The organism is Roseimicrobium sp. ORNL1, assembly GCF_011044495.1.
In the GTDB taxonomy this organism is placed as follows: domain Bacteria; phylum Verrucomicrobiota; class Verrucomicrobiia; order Verrucomicrobiales; family Verrucomicrobiaceae; genus Roseimicrobium.
This window is the reverse complement of sequence record NZ_CP049143.1, coordinates 3,109,975-3,132,612: the sequence shown is the minus strand read 5'-3', so window position 1 is coordinate 3,132,612 and position 22,638 is coordinate 3,109,975. Positions and strand designations below refer to the sequence as shown.

18 protein-coding genes are annotated in these 22,638 nt (G+C 60.1%); 4 read left to right on the top strand and 14 right to left on the bottom strand.

Annotated elements, in window-relative coordinates; translation table 11 throughout:
• Nucleotides 1–29 precede the first annotated feature (29 nt).
• The 14 genes from G5S37_RS12585 to G5S37_RS12520 form a co-directional block, all read right to left on the bottom strand.
• On the bottom strand, nt 30–1,406 hold the full coding sequence (locus tag G5S37_RS12585) for a hypothetical protein (RefSeq protein ID WP_206026423.1): 1,377 nt from the start codon (nt 1,404–1,406) through the stop codon (nt 30–32).
• A gap of 846 nt (nt 1,407–2,252) precedes the next feature.
• Nucleotides 2,253–3,164 (bottom strand): SgcJ/EcaC family oxidoreductase, encoded by a 912-nt coding sequence (locus G5S37_RS12580; protein ID WP_165204404.1) that lies wholly within the window; start codon nt 3,162–3,164, stop codon nt 2,253–2,255.
• A gap of 154 nt (nt 3,165–3,318) precedes the next feature.
• Nucleotides 3,319–6,498, bottom strand: coding sequence for a two-component regulator propeller domain-containing protein (locus G5S37_RS12575; protein ID WP_165204401.1), 3,180 nt, complete (start codon nt 6,496–6,498; stop codon nt 3,319–3,321).
• 84 nt (nt 6,499–6,582) lie between these two features.
• Nucleotides 6,583–6,963 carry a hypothetical protein gene (locus tag G5S37_RS12570; RefSeq protein ID WP_165204398.1) on the bottom strand — a complete coding sequence of 127 codons (381 nt, stop codon included), beginning with the start codon at nt 6,961–6,963 and terminating at the stop codon, nt 6,583–6,585.
• An 11-nt stretch (nt 6,964–6,974) separates the two neighbouring features.
• Entirely contained in the window at nt 6,975–8,690 is a 1,716-nt protein-coding gene (locus tag G5S37_RS12565) for a SulP family inorganic anion transporter (RefSeq protein WP_165204395.1), read from the bottom strand.
• 43 nt (nt 8,691–8,733) lie between these two features.
• Complete coding sequence (locus tag G5S37_RS12560; protein ID WP_165204392.1) at nt 8,734–9,639, bottom strand: polyphosphate kinase 2 family protein; 906 nt, start codon at nt 9,637–9,639, stop codon at nt 8,734–8,736.
• 257 nt (nt 9,640–9,896) lie between these two features.
• Nucleotides 9,897–11,381, bottom strand: coding sequence for an efflux transporter outer membrane subunit (locus tag G5S37_RS12555; protein ID WP_165204389.1), 1,485 nt, complete (start codon nt 11,379–11,381; stop codon nt 9,897–9,899).
• 29 nt (nt 11,382–11,410) lie between these two features.
• Complete coding sequence (locus G5S37_RS12550) at nt 11,411–12,595, bottom strand: HlyD family secretion protein (RefSeq protein ID WP_165204386.1); 1,185 nt, start codon at nt 12,593–12,595, stop codon at nt 11,411–11,413.
• Entirely contained in the window at nt 12,595–13,053 is a 459-nt protein-coding gene (locus G5S37_RS12545; protein ID WP_206026422.1) for a DUF3302 domain-containing protein, read from the bottom strand. The genes G5S37_RS12550 and G5S37_RS12545 overlap by 1 nt, the downstream gene beginning before the upstream one ends.
• 133 nt (nt 13,054–13,186) lie before the next feature.
• Entirely contained in the window at nt 13,187–14,041 is an 855-nt protein-coding gene (locus G5S37_RS12540) for a bile acid:sodium symporter (protein ID WP_165204383.1), read from the bottom strand.
• 62 nt (nt 14,042–14,103) lie between these two features.
• On the bottom strand, nt 14,104–14,835 hold the full coding sequence (locus G5S37_RS12535; protein ID WP_165204380.1) for an LOG family protein: 732 nt from the start codon (nt 14,833–14,835) through the stop codon (nt 14,104–14,106).
• Nucleotides 14,832–16,940, bottom strand: a complete 2,109-nt coding sequence (gene glgX / locus G5S37_RS12530) for a glycogen debranching protein GlgX (RefSeq protein ID WP_165204377.1) — start codon at nt 16,938–16,940, stop codon at nt 14,832–14,834. Before glgX ends, G5S37_RS12535 begins: the two co-directional genes overlap by 4 nt.
• 44 nt (nt 16,941–16,984) lie before the next feature.
• Nucleotides 16,985–17,317, bottom strand: coding sequence for a hypothetical protein (locus G5S37_RS12525; protein WP_165204375.1), 333 nt, complete (start codon nt 17,315–17,317; stop codon nt 16,985–16,987).
• A 108-nt stretch (nt 17,318–17,425) separates the two neighbouring features.
• Complete coding sequence (locus tag G5S37_RS12520) at nt 17,426–18,796, bottom strand: OprD family outer membrane porin (protein WP_165204372.1); 1,371 nt, start codon at nt 18,794–18,796, stop codon at nt 17,426–17,428.
• A gap of 432 nt (nt 18,797–19,228) precedes the next feature.
• Between G5S37_RS12520 and G5S37_RS12515 the strand changes: the two genes are divergently transcribed.
• The 4 genes from G5S37_RS12515 (at nt 19,229) to G5S37_RS12500 (ending at nt 22,627) form a co-directional block, all read left to right on the top strand.
• A complete protein-coding gene (locus tag G5S37_RS12515) occupies nt 19,229–19,897 on the top strand; it encodes a response regulator (RefSeq protein ID WP_165204369.1) in 669 nt (222 codons plus the stop codon).
• The gene (locus tag G5S37_RS12510; RefSeq protein ID WP_165204366.1) at nt 19,894–21,600 is read left to right on the top strand and encodes an ATP-binding protein; all 1,707 of its coding nucleotides are present in this window, start codon (nt 19,894–19,896) and stop codon (nt 21,598–21,600) included. Before G5S37_RS12515 ends, G5S37_RS12510 begins: the two co-directional genes overlap by 4 nt.
• 174 nt (nt 21,601–21,774) lie before the next feature.
• On the top strand, nt 21,775–22,170 hold the full coding sequence (locus G5S37_RS12505; protein WP_165204363.1) for a response regulator: 396 nt from the start codon (nt 21,775–21,777) through the stop codon (nt 22,168–22,170).
• A 16-nt stretch (nt 22,171–22,186) separates the two neighbouring features.
• Complete coding sequence (locus tag G5S37_RS12500) at nt 22,187–22,627, top strand: potassium channel family protein (RefSeq protein ID WP_165204360.1); 441 nt, start codon at nt 22,187–22,189, stop codon at nt 22,625–22,627.
• Nucleotides 22,628–22,638: the final 11 nt, after the last annotated feature.

Genomic DNA, 22,638 nt, shown 5'->3' with positions numbered 1-22,638 from the left:
ACTCCAGAGCATGGCGCTTGCGTGAGATATTACTTCTGAGGGGCCGGCGGCGCTGCTGGCGTTCCTGCCGGAGCAGGCGATGTCGGCGGGGGCGCCGTCGCAGGAGTTGTCGTTCCTGCCGAAGCGACTGCAGAGACCTGGGGCGGCGGAGTGCGCGTGCCTTGGGGAATCTTCTTATCCTGCCCTTCGGCGGCGGGCTCGGGCATACGCACCAGCAGCCACGACTCAGTACGCTCAGCTTGGTTGAAATGGAGCGCTACAGTGCAGACATCCTGGGTGAGGTTGCCAATGCTGGTGGTGCAAATCGTGTCACGATTGTCTCCAATGCGCCACGCGGCAATCTGGCTCGCCTTGTCCAATTGTCCCGTGATGGGACGCTCATCGCCGGTAATGGTGTTTTGATAGCCTCCGGTGATCGCGCCGTCCTTGTTGATCGAGATCTGCATGAACATGTTCGGCGAACCCTTCTCCTCCTGGACAAGGGCGAAGACACCGAGCGGCATCCATTCTTCTGGCTTGCCTTCTTCAGGCGGCACCGGCGGTGGTGATTGCTCCTTGGTTGCTGCGACCTCCACGATCGGGCCAGTGTATTGCTCCACAGGGACGGGCTTGTTATCCACGTAGACCGTCTCTGTGTTATCCTCGTAGATGACCGTCATGCCATAGTCCGGATACACGGGTGCAGGCGGTGAGGAATAAAGCCATCCACCCAGCGTGCCCCAGGTACAGGGCCTCCACCACCACCAGGGATTCACGTGATAGTGCCCGAAGCCGTGATAGACGCCGTGGCCAAGCCAGCCGCAGTGACCCCACCAGTGGTCGTCGAAGACATCATCATGCCAGTCACGTGCATTGTCCCAGACCTCATCACGCCGATCATAGCGGTAGTCCCACATGTCCTTGCGGTGGTCCTGCCAGTCCTCGCGATTTTGATTACGCCAGTCCTGGCGGTCGTTGCGGGCATTTTCAAGGTTGTTCCAGCGCTGGTCACGGTTGCCCTGGAAATTGTTGATGTTTACCTGATTATTCTGCTGCCAGGTGTTCCAGGAGTTGTGACGGTTGTCGACCCGATCATGCCACCCCTCGCCGCGGTTGTTTGACCAATCTCCCCAGTTGGGCCTGTCCTCCGGTCGCACAGGCTTGGAGGGAAGCTGGCTGGGCCTCTCGCCGCCAGCAATGCCAGGACGATCTGCCGGAAGCTGGCCTGCGTGCGGGCGATCGCCAATGCCGGGCCTTTCTCCACCGGCAGGCAGTTGAGAGATGGCAGCGCCACCAATCGCGCCAGCTCCTGCCATACCGAGGAACTTGCCCACGTCATCCCTGCTGGGCCGCTGTGCGGGTTTGCCACCAGAGGCAATACCCGAGCCCGTGCCAGGCTTGGAGGGCAGTTGAGAGGGGCGATCCACGCTCCCCGGTTGTCCGGGCCGTGTTCCTCCCGCAGGTAATTGAGATGGACGATCCGCTCCGCCGGGTTGACCGGGACGCGTTCCACCGGCAGGCAATTGGGATGGTCGTGAACCATCGGCGATGCCCGCCCCTGTTCCTGGCTTGGAAGGAAGAGTGGAAGGTCCTGTTCCTCCCCCCGGACGAGTCGTGCCACCACCCGGCTGCGAGGGCAGTTGTGAAGGCTTTCCTCCCGAGGCAACACCCGATCCAGAACCCGCTCCTGTGCTTGGCTTCGATGGCAACTGCGAAGGACGAGAGCCGCTAGCCCCTCCGCTGGGACGCGACGTGGAAGGAAGCTGCGAAGCACTGCCATTCGCAATGGAGCCAGTTCCACCAGAAGGCTTGGTCGCAGGCTTGGTCGCCGGTTTCGTCGGCACTCTTCCACCGCCGGTCGAAGGCTTGGATGGCGTTTGCGAGGGACGGGATGCCACATTGCCAGTGGAAGGTCTTGATGAACTGCCCCCGCCGGACGGCTTCGAATAACTCCCTCCACCCGAGGGACGCGAATAACTCCCACTGCCGCCAGAGGGTCGTGAGCTGCTACCACCCGAAGGTCTCGAGTAGCTGCTGCCTCCTGAAGGGCGTGAATAGCTGCTACCACCCGAGGGGCGCGAATAGCTGCTGCCCCCACCGCCGGATGGACGTGAGAAGCTGCCACTAGAACGCCCACCTCCACCACCGCCCCCTCTTCCTCCGCCTCCACCGCCTCCGCGACCACCGCCGCGAGCCAGCAGCAGCACACCGTCAAAGAGGACAGCCAGTGCCGCCATCACGGCCAGCAGTTTGGTCAATCTTGAGTGCATGGCTTAGTCTCCTTTCGCCTTCATCACTTCAATGCGCTCCACACTGGGCTGCGGCTCACCATTCAGGGTGCGGTTGCCAGATTCCCAGGAGAAACGGCTATCACTCAGCTTCGTGATGGTGTTCTCCGCAGTCGTCCTGCCTCCGTCCGGATTCACTCCCGACTCACGGATGAGCCAGCGATTCCCCTCACGGGTCCAATAGGCGTCCGCATAGCCGCCTTCACTGTCGAAGGTCCACGAGCGGATGCGTTCCTCCACCGGATCCCAGCCAATGACCTGCCAGCCTTCCAGCATTTGCTCCTCGCCGTTTTTCACATCGACATTCCGCACAATAAAGTTCCCCCCGGTCGCCCACTTGAACTCGCTCTTTACGGTCAGCGCCGTGGATTTGTCCACATCCTGCCAGGAGCCGATCAGCCAGCTTATTTCCTTCAGCCTTTCCTGCGGCGTGACCTCCGGCAACGGCGTTTCAATCAACTGGCTGATCTTCCACTTGCCATCCTTCTTCACATGGATGGCGGTATAGAGCGCACCGCTCGTTTCCCCATCTTTGGTCGTGACAGAGGTGGAACCTTTTTCCACCACCACCTCCGGTGTGAGCACCCGCACGGTGTCGGGGGTGATGGTCAGCTTCGCGCCCTTGTCCACATTGAAGGCCTGACGCATGCTTTCTTCAATGGACGCACTGCCCACCAACTGCTCCCCGTCCTCCGTGGTGTACTCCGCATCTTCAGCAAAGAAGCCCGCGAGCGCCTTCACATCGCCCTTTGCATAGGCGGCTTCGAAGGCACGGTCATTGGCGAGGACAGCTTCTTTGACAGCTTCTTTCTCAGGGGGCGTGTCCGGCGCCGTCTGGGAAAAGGATGCGCTCGTGAGCGCGATGACGACGACGGCAGGAATGAGGAACGCTTTCATGGCCGCAATGCAGATCTGTTGCTTTTACCAGAGTGCGCAGCCCTACCATTATCGTCTATAGGACCATGGTCTCATCGTCACCATTGTCCATCCGCACGGCCTTGTGAATGAACCTTCACGAAACGAAGCGGGTCACCGTACCAGTCACGGTTTGCTATCCCCTGCTCTTTGCTGCGTCTGGAGATTCTCCATGCGTAAGGTGATGGCCCTTCGCGATGGCGCTGCGGTTCGTGTGCAGGGTGAAATGAAACACGGCGCCGCCCTCCGATCCATTCTCCGCCCAAAGCTGACCGCCATGCGCGCGGATGATGGCCCGGCAAATGGAGAGCCCCATACCCAGACCATGCTTCTTGGTAGAGTAGAAGGGCATAAAAATCTGCTCCAGCACCTCCGGGGTGATGCCGGTGCCGCGGTCTGAAACAGAGACACGGATCATGTCCGCTCCCTCGCGCTTCGTTTCGACGGTGAGTTGCCGCTTGTCCGGCGGCGAGTCGCTCATCGCATCGCAGCCATTGATGATGAGATTAATGAGCACCTGCTGGAGCTGGATGTGGTCCGCACCCACCATGGGCAGCTCGGGAGACAGTGTGGTGGACACGTCGACATTTCGCACCACGAGGTCACTGTGTATCAGCAGGAGCGCATGGTGGATGTCTGCGTTGATATCGCGCAGTTCCATGTCCGACTCCCCCTTCTTGATCATGGCTCGCATGCGCTCGATGATTTCATTCGCCCGGCGGTCCGCATCCGCGATGTCATGCAGGCTGCTGCGGACCTCTTCCACATCGATCTCCGGATGATTCAGGAATCGCAGTGCCGCCTGCGCATTACTCAGGATGCTGGTGAGCGGTTGCTTCAACTCGTGTGCCAGCGATGCGGACAGCTCGCCCAGCAACGAGACACGACTGGCATGGGCCAGCTCGGCGTGCTGCTGCCTCGCACGTTCCAACTCCGCAAGCTGGCGGCGATGCCGGGAGTGTGTCTGCCACCAAACGGCAAATCCTGCCGCCCCGACCAACACAAACATGGCTACCCCGCGAAACCAGAGGGTCTGCCAGAAGAACGGCCGCACAAGAAAAGCGAACTTCGCATCCTGTTCGCTCCAGTTTCCGCGGTCATCAGATGCTGCTACGCGGAAGACGTAGCGACCTGGCGGCAGGCCATCATAAGACACACGTCTGCGGCTGCTGCCTGCCACCCAGTCTTTGTCGAGCCCTTCAATGCGATGGCGGAAGCGGACCCACTCGCCTCCGCCCAGGGCAGGCGCGGTGTATTTCACCTCCAGATGGTGTGGTCCTGGCGGAATCACCACGCGTACGCCCGGCGCCATCTCACGCCCATTCACCGAAATGCTTTCGATGTCTGCCTCCGGTGCATCCATGGTGCTGCCCTGCAGTTGTTGCGGGTCGATTTCCACCACGCCGCCCGTGGTCGGGAAAAGCAGCCTGCCATTTCGAGTCCGCATCACCGTAGGCGAATGTCCCCCGGTGCATTGTGCCTTCAGCATGCCCTCATTTTTCCCGAAGATGATGGGATGCAGTTCCCGAATCTCTCCGCGGGACACGGCATCAAACGCGCTCAATTCAATGCGCATGATGCCGTGATTGCACCCCAGCCAGAGGTTGCCGGCGTCATCTGCGATGACTTGTGAGATGATGTCATCGATGAGGCCTTCGCGTGTGGTGTAGTTGGAAATGCGGCCATCCTTCATACGCGCGAGGCCGCCTCCGAGCGTGCCTATCCAGAGTGTGCCATCCGGCTGACGGTACAGTGAGCGCACACTCTGGGTCAGCAGTCCATCCTTGGTGCCCCAGACACGGGTCTCGCCCTTCTCCCAGCGATGCAGTCCACCCGAGCTGCCAATCCACAAAACACCAGGTGCTTCCAGCGCCAGACTGGTGATGCCTCCGGAGAAGGATCCCGCGGGCGCTGCTGTCTCCACCTTTCCATCAGCGTACTTCAGAAGCGTCGAATAGTAGGTGCCCAGCCAGAGCGTGTCGCCGTCCACACACATCGCGCGGATTGCCTCGCCACGGATCGGCGGCTCCATGAACGTCTGCACCGGCTGACCCGAAACAAATCGATGAAGAAACTGCTCACCCGCCATCCAGACGCTGCCGTCCGCACCGATGGCTCCGCAGTAAAATTTGGGAGAGATACGCTTCAGGTAAGGTGCGGTGACCTCGGTGAACTTTCCGTTTTCGAATCGGTGTAGACCGGTGTTGCCCATCCCCACCCACCACGCACCATCCGCCCCCTCGGCAATCGTCGACACGGACATGGGCTTTCCTTCATCTCCGGCGCTCCAGTAGTGCAGCACGCGGTGCGACAGCCGTGTAAGTCCACCTGAAGCAACGCCAAGCCAGATGCAGCCGGTCCGATCTACGATCACGCGGCGCGAACCCCCGCCTGAGCTACCTTGGTTCCAGGTAACTTTCACGAAGCGCTCACCCTCGCTGCGATACAACCCTTCGTCGTCAACGGTGATCCACACGCTGCCATCTACGCCTTCCGCGAGTGAAGCGAAGCTCGACCAGGGAAGTCCCGAGGCAGGACCGAATTCTTGCCACCTGCCCCCTTTTCGTTTCCAGAGTTTGCCATTCCCTGCCCCAGCCCAGACCGAGCCATCACGGTGTGTCATGAGACTGTAGCAATCCCCCGTCACCGGACCGGGTGCGGACTCGCGTGTGAATTTGCCACCCTTTCCCAAGTACACACCATCCCCAATGACGGAAACCCAGAGTCCGCCTTCCGAATCCAGGGTGAGGGCGCGAACTTGCTTCTCCGGGAGACCGTAGGCATCACCGATTCGGACAAACTTCCCTTCACTCCAATGCACCAACCCTTGGGTCGTCCCAAGCCACAGGGAGCCATCCTTGTCAGGCGCCATGCAGAGCACGTCCGACGTTTCAGGAAATCCTTCACCCTTGCCATAGGTGACAAAGCGGCCCTTCTCCCAGCGGCTCACGCCGCCGCCTGAGGTACCCACCCACAGCCCGCCATCCGTGGTCTCCGCGATTGAAGTGATCAGCACCGCTCGAAGCCCATCCTGCAATCCAAAGTTCCGGAAGTGCAGCCCGTCGAACCGCGCGAGACCACCGTTGGTTCCCACCCAAAGGAATCCATCCCGAGTTTGCCACAGGGCATTGATGGTATTCTGGGGAAGGCCGTCATCCGTCTGCCAGTTGCGGGACACCCACTCGCTGGGAGCCTGAACCGTGGCCGGAGGCGACGACGCCACCTCCTGGGCATGGGACGACTCACCCACCAGCGCTGCTGCTGCATACACATGCAGAAGCGCCGTGTCCTTCAGAAGGCTGACGAGCCGTCGCATCCAGACATGGATTAGCAATCCGGCTGTCAAAAGCCAGCTTCAAAAGCAAAAGTTTAGGCGGACGCAATGACGCCCGAAGGCGCATCAGTCCTCACGTTTTGCATTTTGCATGCGCGCCCAGAGGCCGGAGATGGTCGATTGCGCTGATGCCTTCAATTGCTCCACCGAGGTGCCCGAAGGCAGCGAGGCTTCCACCGTCGGCTCGCCTCTCAGCTCCGCGAGGAGTTGCATGGCTTCCGCCGAGCTTTCAAAAAGAAATTGTTCCTTGTCCTTTTCCGACAAGGGGAAGACAGCGAGGTTGATCACCCAGGTGCCATCCTTCCTCAAGAGGAAACGCTCTGGTTGGAAGGTCACGCTGCCAGGAGGTGTCCCCTCCTGCCTGATGATGAAGGGTCCGCGGCCGCCGGAGCCGTACTTGAGGTTGAGCAGTTCGCAGTTCTGGTAATCGTTGGTAAGAGTGGCCATGTTACTAGGGATTAGTTGGTGGTTGGTTTTGTTCCTGTGTGTGAAATGGGTACTGAGAGAAACTTCTCGACGGCGTCTGACACGGAAGTGAAGCGGTTGATTGTCCCGACCTTCTCCTCCAATCCTTCCAAACGCAGCGTCTCGCGGACCGGCGCGCGAGCTTCCACGATCTGGAACTGACAGCCCAGCGACACCAATTCGCTGTGCAGGGAAATCAAAGTCTGCGCCGCCTGGAGATCCACATAGGGCGCCGCGGAGAGATCCAGCAGCACGAGCCGCGGAGCGGGACTCAGACTTCGAGCCTTGTTCACGATCATGTCACGTACATGATCAATATTGAAATAGTACAGGGCTGACTCCGGCCTGCAGATGAGGGCACCTTCCACGATTTCATTGCCGCTGTGCCGGGCGAGATCGGAGTACCTTTGCGTGCCGGGGATGCGTCCGAGGAAGGCGACGTGCGGATGTGAGGCGCGGCGGAGCAGTTGAATGAGCGAAATCACCGCACCAATCATGACACCGCGCAGCAATCCGGAACCCAAGACACCAAGCATTGCCGCAAGGGCCACCACAAACTCGGCGCGGTAGTATTTCCAGAGCCGCTTCAGCGCCTCCACCTTGAAGAGACCCGCCACAGCGAAGAGCACAATCGCCGCGAGCACCGGCTGTGGGAGATCATGCAGCAACCCCGAAAGGAAGAGCGTGATGACAAGAATGATGAGCGCCGCGATGAATCCCGAGAGCGGCGTCTTCGCTCCGGCACTCTCATTCACCAGTGACTGCGACATCCCACCGCTGACGGGAAAGGAACGCCCCAACCCCACGGCAAGGTTCGCCGCTGCCAGCGAGAGCAGCTCCTGGTTGCCATCGAAGCGGCCGCCATGCTTCGCACAAAACATGCGACCGATGGCAGCGGTCTCCACAGCCCCAATCATGAAGCACGCCATGGCCAGAGGGAGCAACTGGTTCACCTCGTCCCACGAAACATGCGGCAAGCCCGGCATGGGCAATCCCTGCGGCACGGTGCCCAGCATCTTCACGCCACGGGCTTCCAGGCCGAAGAACGAAGCGGCGATGATTCCGGCAATCACGACGAAGAGGGCCACCGGCTTGTGCTTGAGATAGATCTTCCCCAGCACCATCGCCGCGAGTGCAAGCAGGCCGATGGTGAGCGCGGCCATGTTCGTCTCTCCGAGATGGGAGAAGAAGTGACCGGCACGCTCCCAAAAATCACCATGGCTGCCTTTGAAGCCGAAGAGCTTTGGCAACTGCGTGGATGCCAGGAAGAGCGACAGCCCCGCCTTGAACCCAATCATCACCGGATCCGAGATAAAATGCACAAAGGCGCCTGCTTTCAATAGCCACCCAAGGAACGCCAATGTCGCCACGATCAATGCCGTGCATGCCGCCAGTGCGGAGAATCGTGAAACATCACCGCCTGCAATCGGCCCCAGAGACGCGCCCACCAGCAGCGAGATGGCCGAGGTCACCGTGATGGCAGTGTGCCTGGAACTGCAAAACAACCAGAACACCAGTCCCGAGAACAAGCACGCGTACAGACCGGCTTCCGGAGGGAGATTCGCCAGGGAAGCATCGCCAATGCCCGCTGGCAGCAGGTAGGCTGCGAGGGTGATACCCGCGAGCACATCCTGCTTCAGCCACTCGCGCCGGTATTCCCGCATCCAGCGCAGAGCCGGGATCACAGACGCAGTCGGTGCGGCATTCATGGCATGAACAGTTCCCGGCGAGTTATGCCCTACGTCGCGGCCGTCACTTCTCCGCGAGCAGTTCCTTCTTCGTCGCCGCGAGTTCTTTCAGCTTGTCCTTGCCCACCTCAGGATAGTGCAGGTCCAGCGAAGCGAGCGCGTCAATGAGGGCTGCAGCAACGACGACGCGCGTGAACCACTTATTGTCCGCAGGCACCACATACCACGGAGATTCCTTGGTTGCGGTCTCGCGGATGGTCTCCTCATACGCGTGCATGTAGTCCTTCCAGTACTTCCGCTCGGCTGCATCCGTGGCGGAGAACTTCCAGTTCTTGTCCGGATTGTCGATGCGTTCCAGGAAGCGTTTCTTCTGCTCACCACGCGAAACGTTCAGGAAGAACTTCCGCACGATGATGCCGTTGTTGGTGAGATAGCGCTCGAAGCCACGGATGTCCTTGAAGCGGTTGTCCCACACTTCCTTGCCGATGAGTTTTGCCGGCACCTTCTGCTTGCCCAGAATCTCCGGATGCACCCGCACAACCAGTGTCTCCTCGTAGTAGCTGCGGTTAAAAATGCCGATACGCCCCCGCTCCGGCAGGTGCTTCTGGCAGCGCCAGAGGTAGTCGTGATCGAGGTCTTCCGACGACGGAGCCTTGAAAGAAGCGACCTGGCACCCCTGGGGATTGATGCCGCTCATCACGTGCTTGATCGCGCCGTCCTTGCCTGCGGCATCCATGGCCTGGAAAATGAGGAGCACGCCCCAGCGATCCTGCGCGTAGAGCATGTCCTGCAACTCGCACAGGGCGGATATCCCCGTCTGCAGCGCCTCTTTCGCCTGGGGCTTGTTTTCCGAGGTGAAGTGGGCCGTGTCATCGGGATCGATGTCCTTCAACCGGAACTTGCCACCGTCCGTGATGCAATAGGGCTCAGAAATCTTCCGCGAAGCCTTGATGATATCTTTGAGTTTCATGGGCGGTGGTTGGGTTCAGGTTGCGATGACGAAAAGGCTAGTACCGGTGACTGCGGCGGCTACGTCGATTCCCACGCCTGTCCGTGACGCGGACATAGGCGGGATACAGGCCAAGAAGCGCGCACCACAGCAAGAACCACGTCTGCTGCCTTGATTTTGGATTCAGTTTCATGGTGTCTTGGGAAAAGAAGACCTGCCCCTTCTCAGAGGTGGAGCAAACAAGATGGCTGAAGTGATGAATATGGCAGAACTGCGAGCTACTTGCTGGTGGTGCTGAATCCCCCACCCAGAGCAAGGTGCAGATTCACGCGCTCGCGCAGGCGTGCGGCACGGATCTTGGTGAGTTCGATTTTCGCAGCGAGGTTTTCTCCAACAAGACGCAGGATGGTGAACATGTCCGAGTGCCCCTCGTCGAGTTGTTTCCTGCCGTAGGTGATGGAGTCACCACTGGCGGAAACCATGTCCTCCAGCGCGCCTTGGCGCCGGCTCAGGTGGTACTCGCTGTCGAGTGCGTCTTCCACATCCTCAAAGGCACGCAACGCCGTGGCCGTATAATCGTGAGCTGCGGCGCGCTGCTCTGAGGTGCGCAGGTCCTGCGCAGCCTTCAGTTCACCACCGAAGAAGATGGGCTGCACCACGCCTGCAGCGAGACTCCAGTTCACCGCGTCCAGCACACCCACGCCATCCAGATCCGCACTGGCGGCGCCACCGACGGCGCTAACAGCAAGGCGTGGCAATCTCGCAGCCTTCGCTTCATGCACCCGGTGGAACGCGGCCGCGAAATGACGCTCGGCCGCGATGAGGTCAGGACGCCGCTCCAACAATTCCATGGGCAAGCCTGTTGGTACCGACCGGGAGGGCTTCGGGAAAGTCGAGCGCATCTTCGCCTTACCGGCGGGATAGTAGCTGGTCACCACCTCGATGGCGCGGATGGCCTTCGCGTGGGCTGCTTCTGCAGCGTAAAGGGTGTCTTTTGCGCCAGCCGTGCGGGACTTCACCTGGGCCAGCTCATAGTCGCTGGAGAAGCCTTGATTCTTGCGCACGTCCGTGAGCTTGAGATAGTCCTCATAGAGCTTGAGCGTCTCCCGCGCATTCGCGGCCTGCTGCGAGGCCTCGATGGCGGAGAAGTACGCACGAGCCACCTGCGCCGCGAGAGATTGCCGCGCGAATTCATAGGTCGCTTCCAGGGCCAGGCTGTCGGACTTCGCCGCTGCCTTTCCCGCGCGAATGCGCCCCCACACATCCGCCTCCCACGTGGCGCCAATACCCAGGCCGTAGGTCCAGCGTTGCGAGGAGGAATCCACGCTGCGCGTGTCGGTACTACCACCGGTCAGGTCGAGCCCAAAGGAGCCGAGGCTCGCAGGATCAATGCCCTTGCCCAAGTCCCCGCTCAATTCCATGCCCTGGCGCTCGCCCAGCCCCTTGAGTCCCACGCGGGGATACAGGGCAGCAGCAGCGATGCGCACGGCGGCACGCGAGGCTTCCACGCGCTCCGCGGCTGCCTTCAGATCCGGATTCCGGATGAGGGCATCCTCCACGATGCGCGTGAGTTCAGGATCATTGAAGGAGCGGATCCAGTCCGGAGCCACACGACCATTCGTGTGGCTGGCACTGAAGGAGCCCGGCACCTGGGAGCGCGCGTACTCCGTCATGATATCGCCACCCGTGGGTGGCTGCTTGAGTGCGCAGCCCGTGAACGCGAGGCAGGGCAACGCGTAGGAAAAGACAGCTTTCAGTTGCATGTGAAGAGCGTCGAAAGTCAGAGATCAGATCAGTGAAGTTTGAAGACGAACCAGTCGAGCTTCGTGGACACGCGGACGAAGACCTTGCGGACGATGTGAATCATCTTGCCCTTCTCCGTGTAGATGGCGCCACCGCCACGCGCACCCGCAGCCAGGAACAGCTCCTTGTCCTTCGGTTCCACGAGGAGGCGCACTGCGATGCGCTGCTCCGGCATCTCCACGGGAAGCGTGTTGGGAAGGTTTCCGCTGATGGGCATCTGTCCCTGTGCCGTAGCCCACAGGATGGAGTCCACCTTGCACTTGATGATACGGCCCGGGTACATCTTCAGGAAGATCTCCGCCTCATTCCCCGGCTCCACGTTGCGGAGTTCGTTCTGTTTGAAAAAGGCCAGCACCCAGGGGTCGTCTTCTTCGATAAAGCTCATGACCGGCATGGTCGCAAACTGCGTGGAGCGCACGCCCGGACGAAGGGCGAGGTTCGCCACACGGCCATTGGCCGGCGCAAGATGCGTGGTGCCATCCAGATCATACTTCGCAGCCACGAGATCCGCCTCCGCCTTGGCAATTTGCGCCTTGGCTTGTGCCACCTCGTCGATCTCACCCGCTTCCGTGCGAGCTTCGATCTTCTGCTTGATCTTCGATTCGTTCGCCTGCGCGCCGGCGATCTGGCTCTGCAGATTCGCCACGTCGGACTCGGCCTGCTCCTGCTCTGCACGCCTCCCCGCGCCCGCTGCCGCGAGCGAGGTGTACTGCTCCACGCGCTTCTTCGCCAGATCCAGCCTGGCCACGATGGACTGCGTGACAGATTGCGCATTTTTGAGCTCGTCATCGAGACCGCGCTGATAGGCCTGCGCGGTAATCAATCCGACCTTCAATTCCGCCAGCTTTGCCTCAGCAGCATTCACGGCCTCCTTAAAAGGTACGGGATCGATCTTGAAGAGCACATCGCCCTTCTTGATGGGACGATTGGGCTCAATGGGAACCTCAGTAACCTGACCGGTCACGCGAGGCACGATGGGAATCACATAGTTCATGGCGCGCACGTCGTGGGAGGACGGAGCGACGATGTTCATGAACAGAATCAGCACCGTCAGCGCGAAGACGGGAATCGTCACCACGATGACCTGGCTCGTGATGTTCCACGGCAGCAGCTTGAACTTGAAAAAGATCAGCCAGACGATGACCGAATAAATGATGAGCAGGATGAGTTCCATCAGGCTTTCCCTCCCTTCTTCTCTTCTTCCTTCTTCTCCTTGTGTCCGTGACCGACGGATTCATCGACATCGGTGCCGTAAGCAGCCTTGTAGAGCACGGGCTTGGAGTATGCCCAGAGCCAGGCGATGGGCCAGAGCAAGCCTCCAAACACCAATGAGAGCAGGCACAAGCACTGAATGGCGCCAGTCTGCGGATGCTTTTTCTTTTCTGCAATCTTCTCGGGAAGAATGTGCACCAACCAAAAGGCCACGATACCGATGATGGGCGCGAGGATGATAGCCACCCAGGAAATGCCATTGGCGATGGCATCCAGGGTTTCCCCGTGAAAGAGGGAGGCATGTGCCTGCGCGGGTGAGGCCACCCAGGAAAGCATCACGAGCGGCCACACCCACACGCGGGGCCGGAAAGGCTTGGTGGATCCGGGCGGGGTCCGGAACGTCTCTGGAAGGGTATTCATGAAAGTGACACGAAGATGATTCTCAGGGGTATCAATGCCAGCCGGAACGGCTGGCCCATACTCATCCATGCGGGATGGCAAACGCTATGGGCCTTTGGTCCTATGAAGTTGCCGGTGAGGTGCTCAGGTTCACTCACCCACCAGGCTGGCAGCGGAATTTCCGGCGCCGCAACCACACCGCCTCCAGCGTGCAAATCAGGAGCCCCACCACGGCACTGGCCACCAGCATGATCATCACGTCTGGGCTCTGCAGGGCCCCTGCCGCCGGAACCATGGCGGCGCCGAAATTCCGCGCGGAAACACACAGTGACTGCACTCCACGAAATTCCGGCCATGCTCCGAGCACCAACCATGCCAGACAGAACAGCCCTGCGGTGTGCAGCATCGCCGCCGCGATGGCTCCCGTACCAATCACCGCCAGCAGCCCGGAGACATTCAAGACCACCAGCAGGACGAACAGCAGCACCAGACTGATGCTCCCGACCCGTGCGAATATCGGAGCGCAGGCTGCAGCCAGGCGCGGCAGGGTTGCTCGCACTACCGTTCCCATGGCCAGCGGCAGCAGCAGGAGCAGCACCATGGGCTGTGCAATCGCCCAAGCATCCGCATGAAAGCCGGGGATCATCCACGGCAGCACCAGGGGCATGAAAAGCACGGTCCCTGCTGTCAGCAGCACCATCACGGCCGTGGCCGAGGTGACAGAGTCCTGTGAAACTTCGGCCAGCTTGGGCAGGAACGGCGCGCCTGCTGCCACGCCCAGCAAAAGCAGACCCGTGGCATGACCGGACCGCAAAGGCAGCACCATGGTGATTCCCCACGCGAGCGCCGGTGCCACCACGAAATTCAACACCAAAGCGATGACTACGAAACTGGGCTTTTTCAGCGTCTCCAGTAGCGCGCGCAGCTCAAGACGCATGCCAATGCCGCCCATGCTGCAGATGAGAAAGGCCAGCAGCGAGGCCTTCTGAATTGCTTGCAGAAGGACCATCGCATTGCTCCTTTCGGTAGAGGTTGGATTTCGCAGATATCGTTACCTTCTCCGCTTCGCGCTCATGGCTTATCCTGCTCTGCCAGCCACGCGTTGCGGCTCTCCTCAATAAGCTTCACGGCCTCTTCGACGCTGCTAACGCAGCGCGGAATCTCAAAATCCACCTCGCTCGCCAGTTCACTTCCTTCCTGCAGCATGTTGCGGCGGCCCCAGTCAACGAGTTCCCCCCACATCTTGCCCACCACGATGAGCGGTACATTGTACAAGCGTCGCACCTGAAGGAGCTGCCAGGCGAGTGATAGCTCAAGCAGCGAGCCAATGCCACCGGGCACCACGATGAAGGCATCCGATACCAGCATGAAATGATGCAGCCGGGAGAAGAAGGTGCCGTGCGCATACGCCTGCCCTACGAAGGAATTAATCTCCTGCTCGAAGGGCAAATCCACGCGAATGCCCACGGACCGCTGCAACGCTTCTGGAGCCGCCGCACTTGCGCCTTCATTTGCAGCCTTCATCAATCCGGGACCTCCGCCGCTGATGATATCGCACCCCAGCCGGGTGAGTTGCGTGGCGAGATCCTTCACGCCTTCATAAGCTGGTGTGCCCTCGGCAAGCCGCGCCGAGCCGAAAATGGTGACCCGGTAGTTCTGCCGCGAACTGCGCCGCAACCTCGTGAGGGAGTTCACCACTTCCCACAATCCCATGACGGCATCATGCAACACTTTTGAAGAGGCATCTTCATCCCTGAGAGACACCGCATCAGATTGACCAAAAGAGGGATTGGGCTGGTTCATGATTCGTCGGGTTTGGAAGGGAAGACGGCGGTGAGCACCGCAAGTGAGCGCGCCATGAGGGGAAACTCCTCCATCTGCGCATAGGTCTGGGATGGAGCTTCCGGACGCCCCGTGTCCAACACGGAGGTCCAGCTCACATCACGATGCCGTGACCCCAGTCGAAAGGAGATGTCCTCGTGGTGCGCGTTGAAAAGGATGACGAAGGTATCCCCTTCGATCGGCTCGCCATGAAGTCCTGTTTCGCGGATCTGATTTCCCGGCAACACCATCCCCAGGCAGTGCGCATAGCCGCTCCCCCAGTCCGCGTCATTCATCTCACTACCATCTGGCTTGAGCCAGTAGATGTCCTTGATCTCCGCGCCATGAATGGGCCGTCCCTGAAAAAATCTCCGTCTGCGGAAGACGGGCTGCGTCTTACGAAGCTGGATCAATCCGCGCACGAATTCAAGTAGCCCGGTCTGCGACTCGGTGTGGTTCCAGTCGAGCCACCCGAGCGGGCCATCCTGGCAGTAGGCGTTGTTGTTGCCATGCTGAGTCTGGCCAAACTCATCCCCCGCCAGCAGCATGGGCACGCCCTGCGAGCAGAAGAGTGTGGCCAGGAAATTGCGTTGTTGCCGGACGCGCAACGCGAGGACGGTTGCATCTTCCGTATCCCCCTCCGCGCCACAGTTCCAACTGTCGTTGTCATTGCTGCCATCTCGGTTCTCTTCCCCATTCGCCTCGTTGTGCTTGTGATTGTAGGAAACGAGGTCGCGCAGTGTGAAGCCGTCATGAGCGGTGATGAAGTTGATACTGGCTCCGGGCCGCCGCCCATTGCTCGCGTAGAGATCACTGCTGCCGGAGAGACGCGAGGCGAACTCACCCACGGTGCCTCCGTGTCCCTTCCAGAATCGGCGCACGCAGTCACGGTACTTCCCATTCCACTCCGTCCAGAGCACCGGGAAGTTCCCCACCTGATAACCATTCGGCCCCAGATCCCACGGCTCCGCAATCAGCTTCACCTGCGACAGCACCGGATCCTGATGGATGATGTCAAAGAACGACCCCAGCCTGTCCACCTCCCAAACGTCTCTTGCCAGTGTGCTCGCGAGGTCAAAGCGGAAACCATCGACATGCATCTCCTGCACCCAGTACCGGAGGGAGTCCATGATGAGCTGCAGCGTGAATGGCTGCGCGACATTCAGCGAGTTCCCACACCCGGTGAAGTCCACATAGTGCGCGCGATTGGCCGCCAGCCGGTAGTACGCGGCGTTGTCGATGCCACGGAGAGACAGAGTGGGACCGTGTTCATTTCCCTCCGCCGTGTGGTTATACACCACATCCAGGATGACCTCGATGCCCGCGGCATGCAGCGCCTGCACCATGGTTTGAAATTCGCGTACTGCACCCTCCGGTCCAGTCGAGGCATACCGTGGGTCCGGTGCCAGGAATCCCAGCGTGTTGTAGCCCCAGTAGTTCCTCCGTCCACGCTGCGCGAGGAAATGCTCATCAATATGAAAATGCACGGGCAGCAACTCAACCGCGGTCACTCCAAGCCGATGCAGATGGTCGATGACCGCGGGCGATCCCAGCCCGGCATAGGTGCCACGCAGGTCCTCCTCCACGCCGGGATGCCGCATGGTGAAACCCTTCACATGCGCTTCATAGATCACGGTCTCGTGCCAGGGAATACGGAGCGGCTGATCATTCCCCCACGGAAAGCTGGTATCCGCCACCGCGGCCAGCGGCGCGCATGCTGCCGTGTCCTTCGCAGGATCCAGCACGGCATCTTCCCAGCGCAAGTCACGTGCAATGCATCGGGCATAGGGATCCAGCAGAACCTTTCGCGGATTGAAGCGGTGACCCTCCTGCGGTGCATCAGGGCCATGCACGCGGTAGCCATAGATCTGCCCTGCGCGCACGTCAGGAAGTTGCCCGTGCCTTACATGCCCCGTGACCTCCGGCAGTTCGACGCGCACAGATTCCACAGTGGCCTCGGGTGAATCAAACAGGCACAGCTCGACCTTGGTCGCGTGCTCGGTGAAGAGCGCAAAATTCACCCCTTCCCCCACCACCGTGGCACCCAGTGGAAACGGTTTGCCTAGCCAGACCCGCGACTCCTTCATGAGTATGTTTTTCTGCACCCACCTGCCATCGCACCGCGATGCAGTCAGCGGGGCTTCTGCTGCTGCACGATCTCGGAGAGAGCCTTCAGGCCCGTCTCCTGCAGGATACCCACGCCGCTGCCTGGAATGAACCAGATGCCACGATTGTGTTCCTTGCAGTAGAGAATGGCGATGCCGTCATCCGTGGAGGCTCGGAAGTACTTGCTGTCCGGATGCTCCTCCAGGAATTGGAAGTACTGGTGCCTCCATGGATGATCGAGGAAGGGAAACAACCGCTCGCCCAAGGCACGCAATTCCTCCAGCGTGGCCGGCTGGATGGTCGCGGCAATCGCCTCGCGGCGGGACTCATTGAGGGTGCTTGGATCTGGCAGGGACATGGTGCGATTTGTGTGAGGGTGCTGAGTTTCCACCATCATCATCTTCCTGCGACGCCCCTGCTGCCATCGGACCTTGGTCCTACCACGGAAGCCCGCTGTATGGCTAATCTAGAAGCTGAGGCCATAGTTGAAGATGACACGGAAGTCCGTGAGATCATCTCCCGTGCCGCCTCGCTCATCCACAAGTCCATAGCGCACGCGGATGGAGAGCCCCTTCAGCGTGCCTTCCTTGGGAGCCCACTGCACGTTGAAGTCATATTCATCGCGGGCGTATTGGTTCACCGGATCGGGGTCCAATCCATGCACCCAGAGGGCGTAGGCACTCAGGCCCTCAAGCCACGGAAAGTCATAGCCCGCACGCAGCATGAAAGCGCTTTCACCATCGCGGTTGAAGTCTTCCACCTGGGCGACCGTATAGCCGGGATAGCCGCTCCATGGGGTTATCGTCGCAGTATCCCCCCCCACGTTGGTATAGGCCGCGGTGAAGAGCGCATTTCCCACGGGCAGCTCCGCCTTCACACCGAACTGCGTGGCAGATGTCCCGGGGTCCATCAGCAAATCATCTCCCACGCTGCGCTGGTCCACATACTGTAGTGCAAAGCGAGGCTTCAAATTCTCACTGATGGTCACTTGGAGCTTCGCTTCTGCATAGGCAATGTTGATGATATCAGGGCTGAAGTAGTCGATGGCACCAAAGGAGAAGTCGCCCTTCTTGTACAACGCGCCGGCAGTGTAGACTCCCCTCTCCACTTCTGATCCGGCATCGACGGACATCGAGACGAATTCATCGGAATTGCGGTCCTTGATGGTGTCGACATACCCCAGGCCGTAGTTCAGGGTGGCGCCGTCCTTGCCAAGGCTCGTTTTGCCCATGAGCGCGATCGCCTCGAAGGTGTTTGGCGTCATTCGCGTGTCATTGCGGTTGATGAACGGAGTGTCGTACTCCTTGCGGCCCACATAGAGGTTCAGGTCCTCCCTGAAGCGGATGTCTGCATAGAGTTCCCCCAGTACCTCGTACCCGGATTGTCCAGGGCCAAGGATGAGAGTGCCGTCTTTGTCCTCGTCACCGTGCAACCTCTGCGAGGTATAGCCTGTGACACCGATGGCCAGGTGGTCGAAGAAGTACCCCGTCTTGAGCCCGGCCCAGCCGCCCAGAGCGAAGGCTTCGCTTTCAGAACCGTCATACTTGTCCCGGTCAAAATACATGGACCGGATGTTGAACTTGAACTGCGTTTCTTCGATGGCGCGCTTTCTCACCCTCAGGCGCCAGTCACGCCTCTCCCAGTCAAAGGACTCTTCCAGCGTAGTCTGGCCCTGTTCTGTCGAGCTTTCCGCCGCTGCTGGATCCATGCTCAAGGAAAAGGTGGAAAGGGTGAACTCCTCGCCCGTTCCTGAAGAGGACTCAGGCGCGGTGCTGACTGCCGCAGGTGGTACGGTCGCTGTCCCGGGGGCCGGAGTCGGCACCGGTGATTGAGCCATGACTGCCGCAGAGTTCAGCAGAATGCATCCGGTCAAAAGGCCCCCCGCAGTCCGCACTCTGCGAGAGAGCATGCTCAAGGTGCAGTGTGGAGCGGGCTGCGATGCAGGAAACCGCGCGAGGGAGTCAGGCTGTGCCATGCCGCCTGACCTTGAGGGTTTTGAGGCTTCTTCTCCATCAGACCTTGGTCCTATGAAACGCAAGATCTGCGTTGCCAAATTACCAACCTCACGTTACTCGATTCACATGCAGATTATTGCAACCTCTCACCGAATAAGCGGTTGTTCACGAGTGGATGAAAATGAGGCACTTTATGAAGCGATATTTGAGTGTAGGCTTCAGAAAATTCCTCTAGTTATAAACCAGTGGCAGCCTTGACATTTGGCTGCAATTCAGAGAAAAATAGCAGTCTGGTTGCACCACTCCAAGCTCCCATGGAACAATCAACTCCGGGACCCATTCCACCATCGTCCAATGGTCTGGTGTGTGTAGTCGACGACGACGGCCTCGTTCGTCGTGGCTTGGAACGCCTCGTACGCTCCTGGCGCATCAAAGTTGAAGGCTTCAGCTCAGCCAAGGCCTATCTCGCCTGGGCGGAAAGTTCCACCCACACTGGTCCGTGCTGCCTCGTACTGGATGTCTGCATGCCAGGGCTGGACGGTCTCCACCTTCAGCAAACCATCGCGGACCGTGGAGTCCCCATCATCTTCCTCACCGGGCATGGGGACGTGCCCACCTGCGCCGCCGCCATGAAGGCCGGTGCGGTGGATTTCCTCACTAAACCAGTGGATGAAGACAACCTGATGGGGGCCATCCAGATTGCCCTGCAGGCATCCGTCCCCAAGCAGAAGGAGGCCCACGAGCGGATGGCCGCGCGCTCCCGCTACCAGTCACTGACACCCCGCGAAGTCGAGGTAATGTCCTGCGTCATCGCCGGCATGCTGAACAAGCAGATCGCGGACCAACTCGGCGCCGCGGAAAAGACCATCAAGGTGCATCGTGGCCGGGTGATGGAAAAGATGGGTGTGTACTCCGTGGCTGACCTCGTGCGTGCGGCGCAGGCCGTCGGTGTCTCACCATTCCTATCCGCCACGCCAGCATGAACTCTTCGGTCGCCGCGGAGCATCCCCCATCGCACGCCCTCAGGGATGCGCTGGGGAGTTCCATGGATGATCTGCTACAAGTAAGAGCCGCTCTCGATGAGCACTCCATGGTATGCACCACGGATTCGCAGGGCTTTATCACCTATGTGAATGGCAAGTTTTGTGAAGTCACTGGCTACAATCGCCAGGAATGGCTGGGGCAGAACCATCACCTCCTCCAATCGGAATACCACACGGAAGAGTTCTACGACGACCTGTGGCAGACCATTTCCCGAGGTGCGGTCTGGCGTGGGGAAATCCAGAGCCGCGCACAGGACGGCACCTGCTTCTGGGTGGCTGCTACCATCGTGCCCATTCTCGATGAAGATGCGAAGCCTGGGCAGTTCCTCTCCGTCTGTCTGGATATCACCGAGCACAAGCGGCTGAAGGCGGAGCTGGAGGTCCGGCAGCATCTGCAGCATCTCCTGGCGGATCTCTCCACCCAGTTTGTGGCCCTACCCAATGAACAGGTGGACAGCGCCATCCTCCGTACGCTGCAGCAGATTGTGGAATTCATGGGACTGGACCGGGCCACGCTCTGGCAGCGGGAGGACGAACAGCCCGGCGGCATGATGCTGACCCATCACTGGCAGCGCCCCGGATTTCCCCCTCTCCTGCCACGCTTCCAGCCTGAGGAAAACTTTCCCTGGATACACGAGAAGATTATCCGTGGTGAAGTCTTCCAGTTCACGAGATGGAGCGAGCTCCCTCCAGAAGCTAGCCGGGAGGCAGCACTGTTTCGCGCAAACGGTCCCAAATCGCTGATTTGCATTCCCCTCATCGGGACCGGTCGCACCTTCGGCGTGCTGGCCTTCACCACCGTCCTCGCGGAGCGCAAGTGGCTCCCGGATGAGGTCACTGAGCTGAAACTGGTGGCCCAGATTATTGCCAACGTTATTGGCCGCCGCCGCGCTGAGGAGCGCGCCGAGCAACTGCGCGAGGAGATCGCGCACAGTGCCCGCGCCTCCATGCTGGGCGAACTCGCCGCCGCCCTCGCGCATGAGCTGAACCAGCCGCTCACCGCCATTCTCAGCAATGCCCAGGCTGGCCGCAGGTTCCTCTCCTCCGGCACCATCGAGCCGGAGGAAGTAGGTGCCATCCTGGATGATATCGCCCGGGACGGCAGACGGGCCGGCGGGGTTGTGCACCATCTCCGTGCCATGCTGAGCAATGCCTCCCCGCCGCGGGAAGACTGCTGCCTGAATGAGGTGATCTACGAAGTGACGGAGTTCCTGCACAGCGAATTCGTGAGTCAAAACATCGAAGTCCGCTATTTCCTGGACCCCTCACCGCCAAAGGTGCATGCCACACGCGTGGAAATGCAGCAGATTCTGGTGAACCTTCTGATGAATGCGATCCATGCCATGAAGGACACCCCGGCAGCGAATCGCCGCATAGACATCACCACCCAGGCGACCAAAACCAAGGTGACGGTGAAGGTGCGCGATCACGGCAGCGGCATCCCAGCCAAAGAGCTATCCTCGATTTTCCAGCCCTTCTTCACCACCAAATCCGGCGGGCTCGGCATGGGACTTTCCATTTGCCGCCGCATGATCGAGGCCCATGATGGTTTCATCGCCGCCTGCAACCATGAAGATGGAGGCGCGGTGTTTGCCTTCTCCGTGCCCTGTGTGGAGGCACTGGTGGACAGCCAACGTGGCTGAGAGCGGGCACCGATGTCATACGCAAGCGGAAAAGCCTCCCCTCCGCCTGTTGGCTCTACATTGCAAGGAAGCCAGGGCCAATCCCCAGACCTGCCGGAGAGCGGTGTACGACCTAGGTCCGATGGTAGCCAGCCCGCCGTTATCGAAGAGTATAGGGCGTTAGACAACCGCCCCATGTTGGCCACGCCCATTCAAATTTACATTGTCGATGACGAGCCCTCGGTTCGAGCGGCCTATGCGCGACTCGTTCGCTCGGCCAAGATGGAACCGCGGACATTTTGCAACGTCGAAGAATTCCTCACCACCGAGGTATCGGATGAGAATGCCTGCGTCGTCTCGGATATCAAGATGCCAGGCAGCAGTGGCCTCGCCCTGCCCGGGCTGTTGGAAAAGGCAGGCCGCCATCTTCCGGTGATCTTCACCACTGCTCACGATACACCGGAGACCCGCGATACGGCCCAGCGCGCCGGAGCCGCCGGTTTCTTCCGCAAACCCGTGGACGGTCAGGCCCTGCTGGATGCCATTGAGTGGGCGCTGAGCAAGCCACCAAATGTTTCGGTGGTCCATTGATTGTGCCGCCACCTGCATGCTAGCGAATCTCCTCGTCGCCTGGTGCCTCATGGCCTTCTGTGTGGCCATTCACGCCACGGGACTCATCTATCTCCTCCGCTGGCTGCGCAAGCAACCCGCCGCAGCGAAGCAACACGTTCGCACTGCGGTCTGGATTCTCATTCGTGTCGCCGGATGGACCATCCTCCTGCACCTGACTCAGATTGCCGTCTGGGCCTTCCACTATTGCTGGGCAGGTGCCATGCCGGATCTCACCACAGCCGCCTACTTCAGCGTCGTGACCTACACCACCACCGGCTACGGCGATCTGGTACTGCCACAAGACTGGCGACTGGTCGGTGGCGTCGAGTCCCTCACCGGCATCTTGATGTGCGGACTCTCCACCGGCATGTTCTTCGCGGTGTTCTCGGAATTCTTCATTCAAAGTCGCGGAGACACCAAAACGCCCGCTGCTTGACCCTTGATCGC

Coding starts and splice junctions, on each gene's coding strand:
- G5S37_RS12520 (WP_165204372.1), bottom strand. CDS start 18,796: ATGGCTCAATCACCGGTGCCGACTCCGGCCCCCGGGACAGCGACCGTA.
- G5S37_RS12535 (WP_165204380.1), bottom strand. CDS start 14,835: ATGAACCAGCCCAATCCCTCTTTTGGTCAATCTGATGCGGTGTCTCTC.
- G5S37_RS12525 (WP_165204375.1), bottom strand. CDS start 17,317: ATGTCCCTGCCAGATCCAAGCACCCTCAATGAGTCCCGCCGCGAGGCG.
- G5S37_RS12515 (WP_165204369.1), top strand. CDS start 19,229: ATGGAACAATCAACTCCGGGACCCATTCCACCATCGTCCAATGGTCTG.
- G5S37_RS12555 (WP_165204389.1), bottom strand. CDS start 11,381: ATGCAACTGAAAGCTGTCTTTTCCTACGCGTTGCCCTGCCTCGCGTTC.
- G5S37_RS12540 (WP_165204383.1), bottom strand. CDS start 14,041: ATGGTCCTTCTGCAAGCAATTCAGAAGGCCTCGCTGCTGGCCTTTCTC.
- G5S37_RS12505 (WP_165204363.1), top strand. CDS start 21,775: ATGTTGGCCACGCCCATTCAAATTTACATTGTCGATGACGAGCCCTCG.
- G5S37_RS12500 (WP_165204360.1), top strand. CDS start 22,187: ATGCTAGCGAATCTCCTCGTCGCCTGGTGCCTCATGGCCTTCTGTGTG.
- G5S37_RS12575 (WP_165204401.1), bottom strand. CDS start 6,498: ATGCGACGGCTCGTCAGCCTTCTGAAGGACACGGCGCTTCTGCATGTG.
- G5S37_RS12550 (WP_165204386.1), bottom strand. CDS start 12,595: ATGGAACTCATCCTGCTCATCATTTATTCGGTCATCGTCTGGCTGATC.
- G5S37_RS12510 (WP_165204366.1), top strand. CDS start 19,894: ATGAACTCTTCGGTCGCCGCGGAGCATCCCCCATCGCACGCCCTCAGG.
- G5S37_RS12580 (WP_165204404.1), bottom strand. CDS start 3,164: ATGAAAGCGTTCCTCATTCCTGCCGTCGTCGTCATCGCGCTCACGAGC.
- G5S37_RS12545 (WP_206026422.1), bottom strand. CDS start 13,053: ATGAATACCCTTCCAGAGACGTTCCGGACCCCGCCCGGATCCACCAAG.
- G5S37_RS12560 (WP_165204392.1), bottom strand. CDS start 9,639: ATGAAACTCAAAGATATCATCAAGGCTTCGCGGAAGATTTCTGAGCCC.
- G5S37_RS12565 (WP_165204395.1), bottom strand. CDS start 8,690: ATGAATGCCGCACCGACTGCGTCTGTGATCCCGGCTCTGCGCTGGATG.
- glgX (WP_165204377.1), bottom strand. CDS start 16,940: ATGAAGGAGTCGCGGGTCTGGCTAGGCAAACCGTTTCCACTGGGTGCC.
- G5S37_RS12570 (WP_165204398.1), bottom strand. CDS start 6,963: ATGGCCACTCTTACCAACGATTACCAGAACTGCGAACTGCTCAACCTC.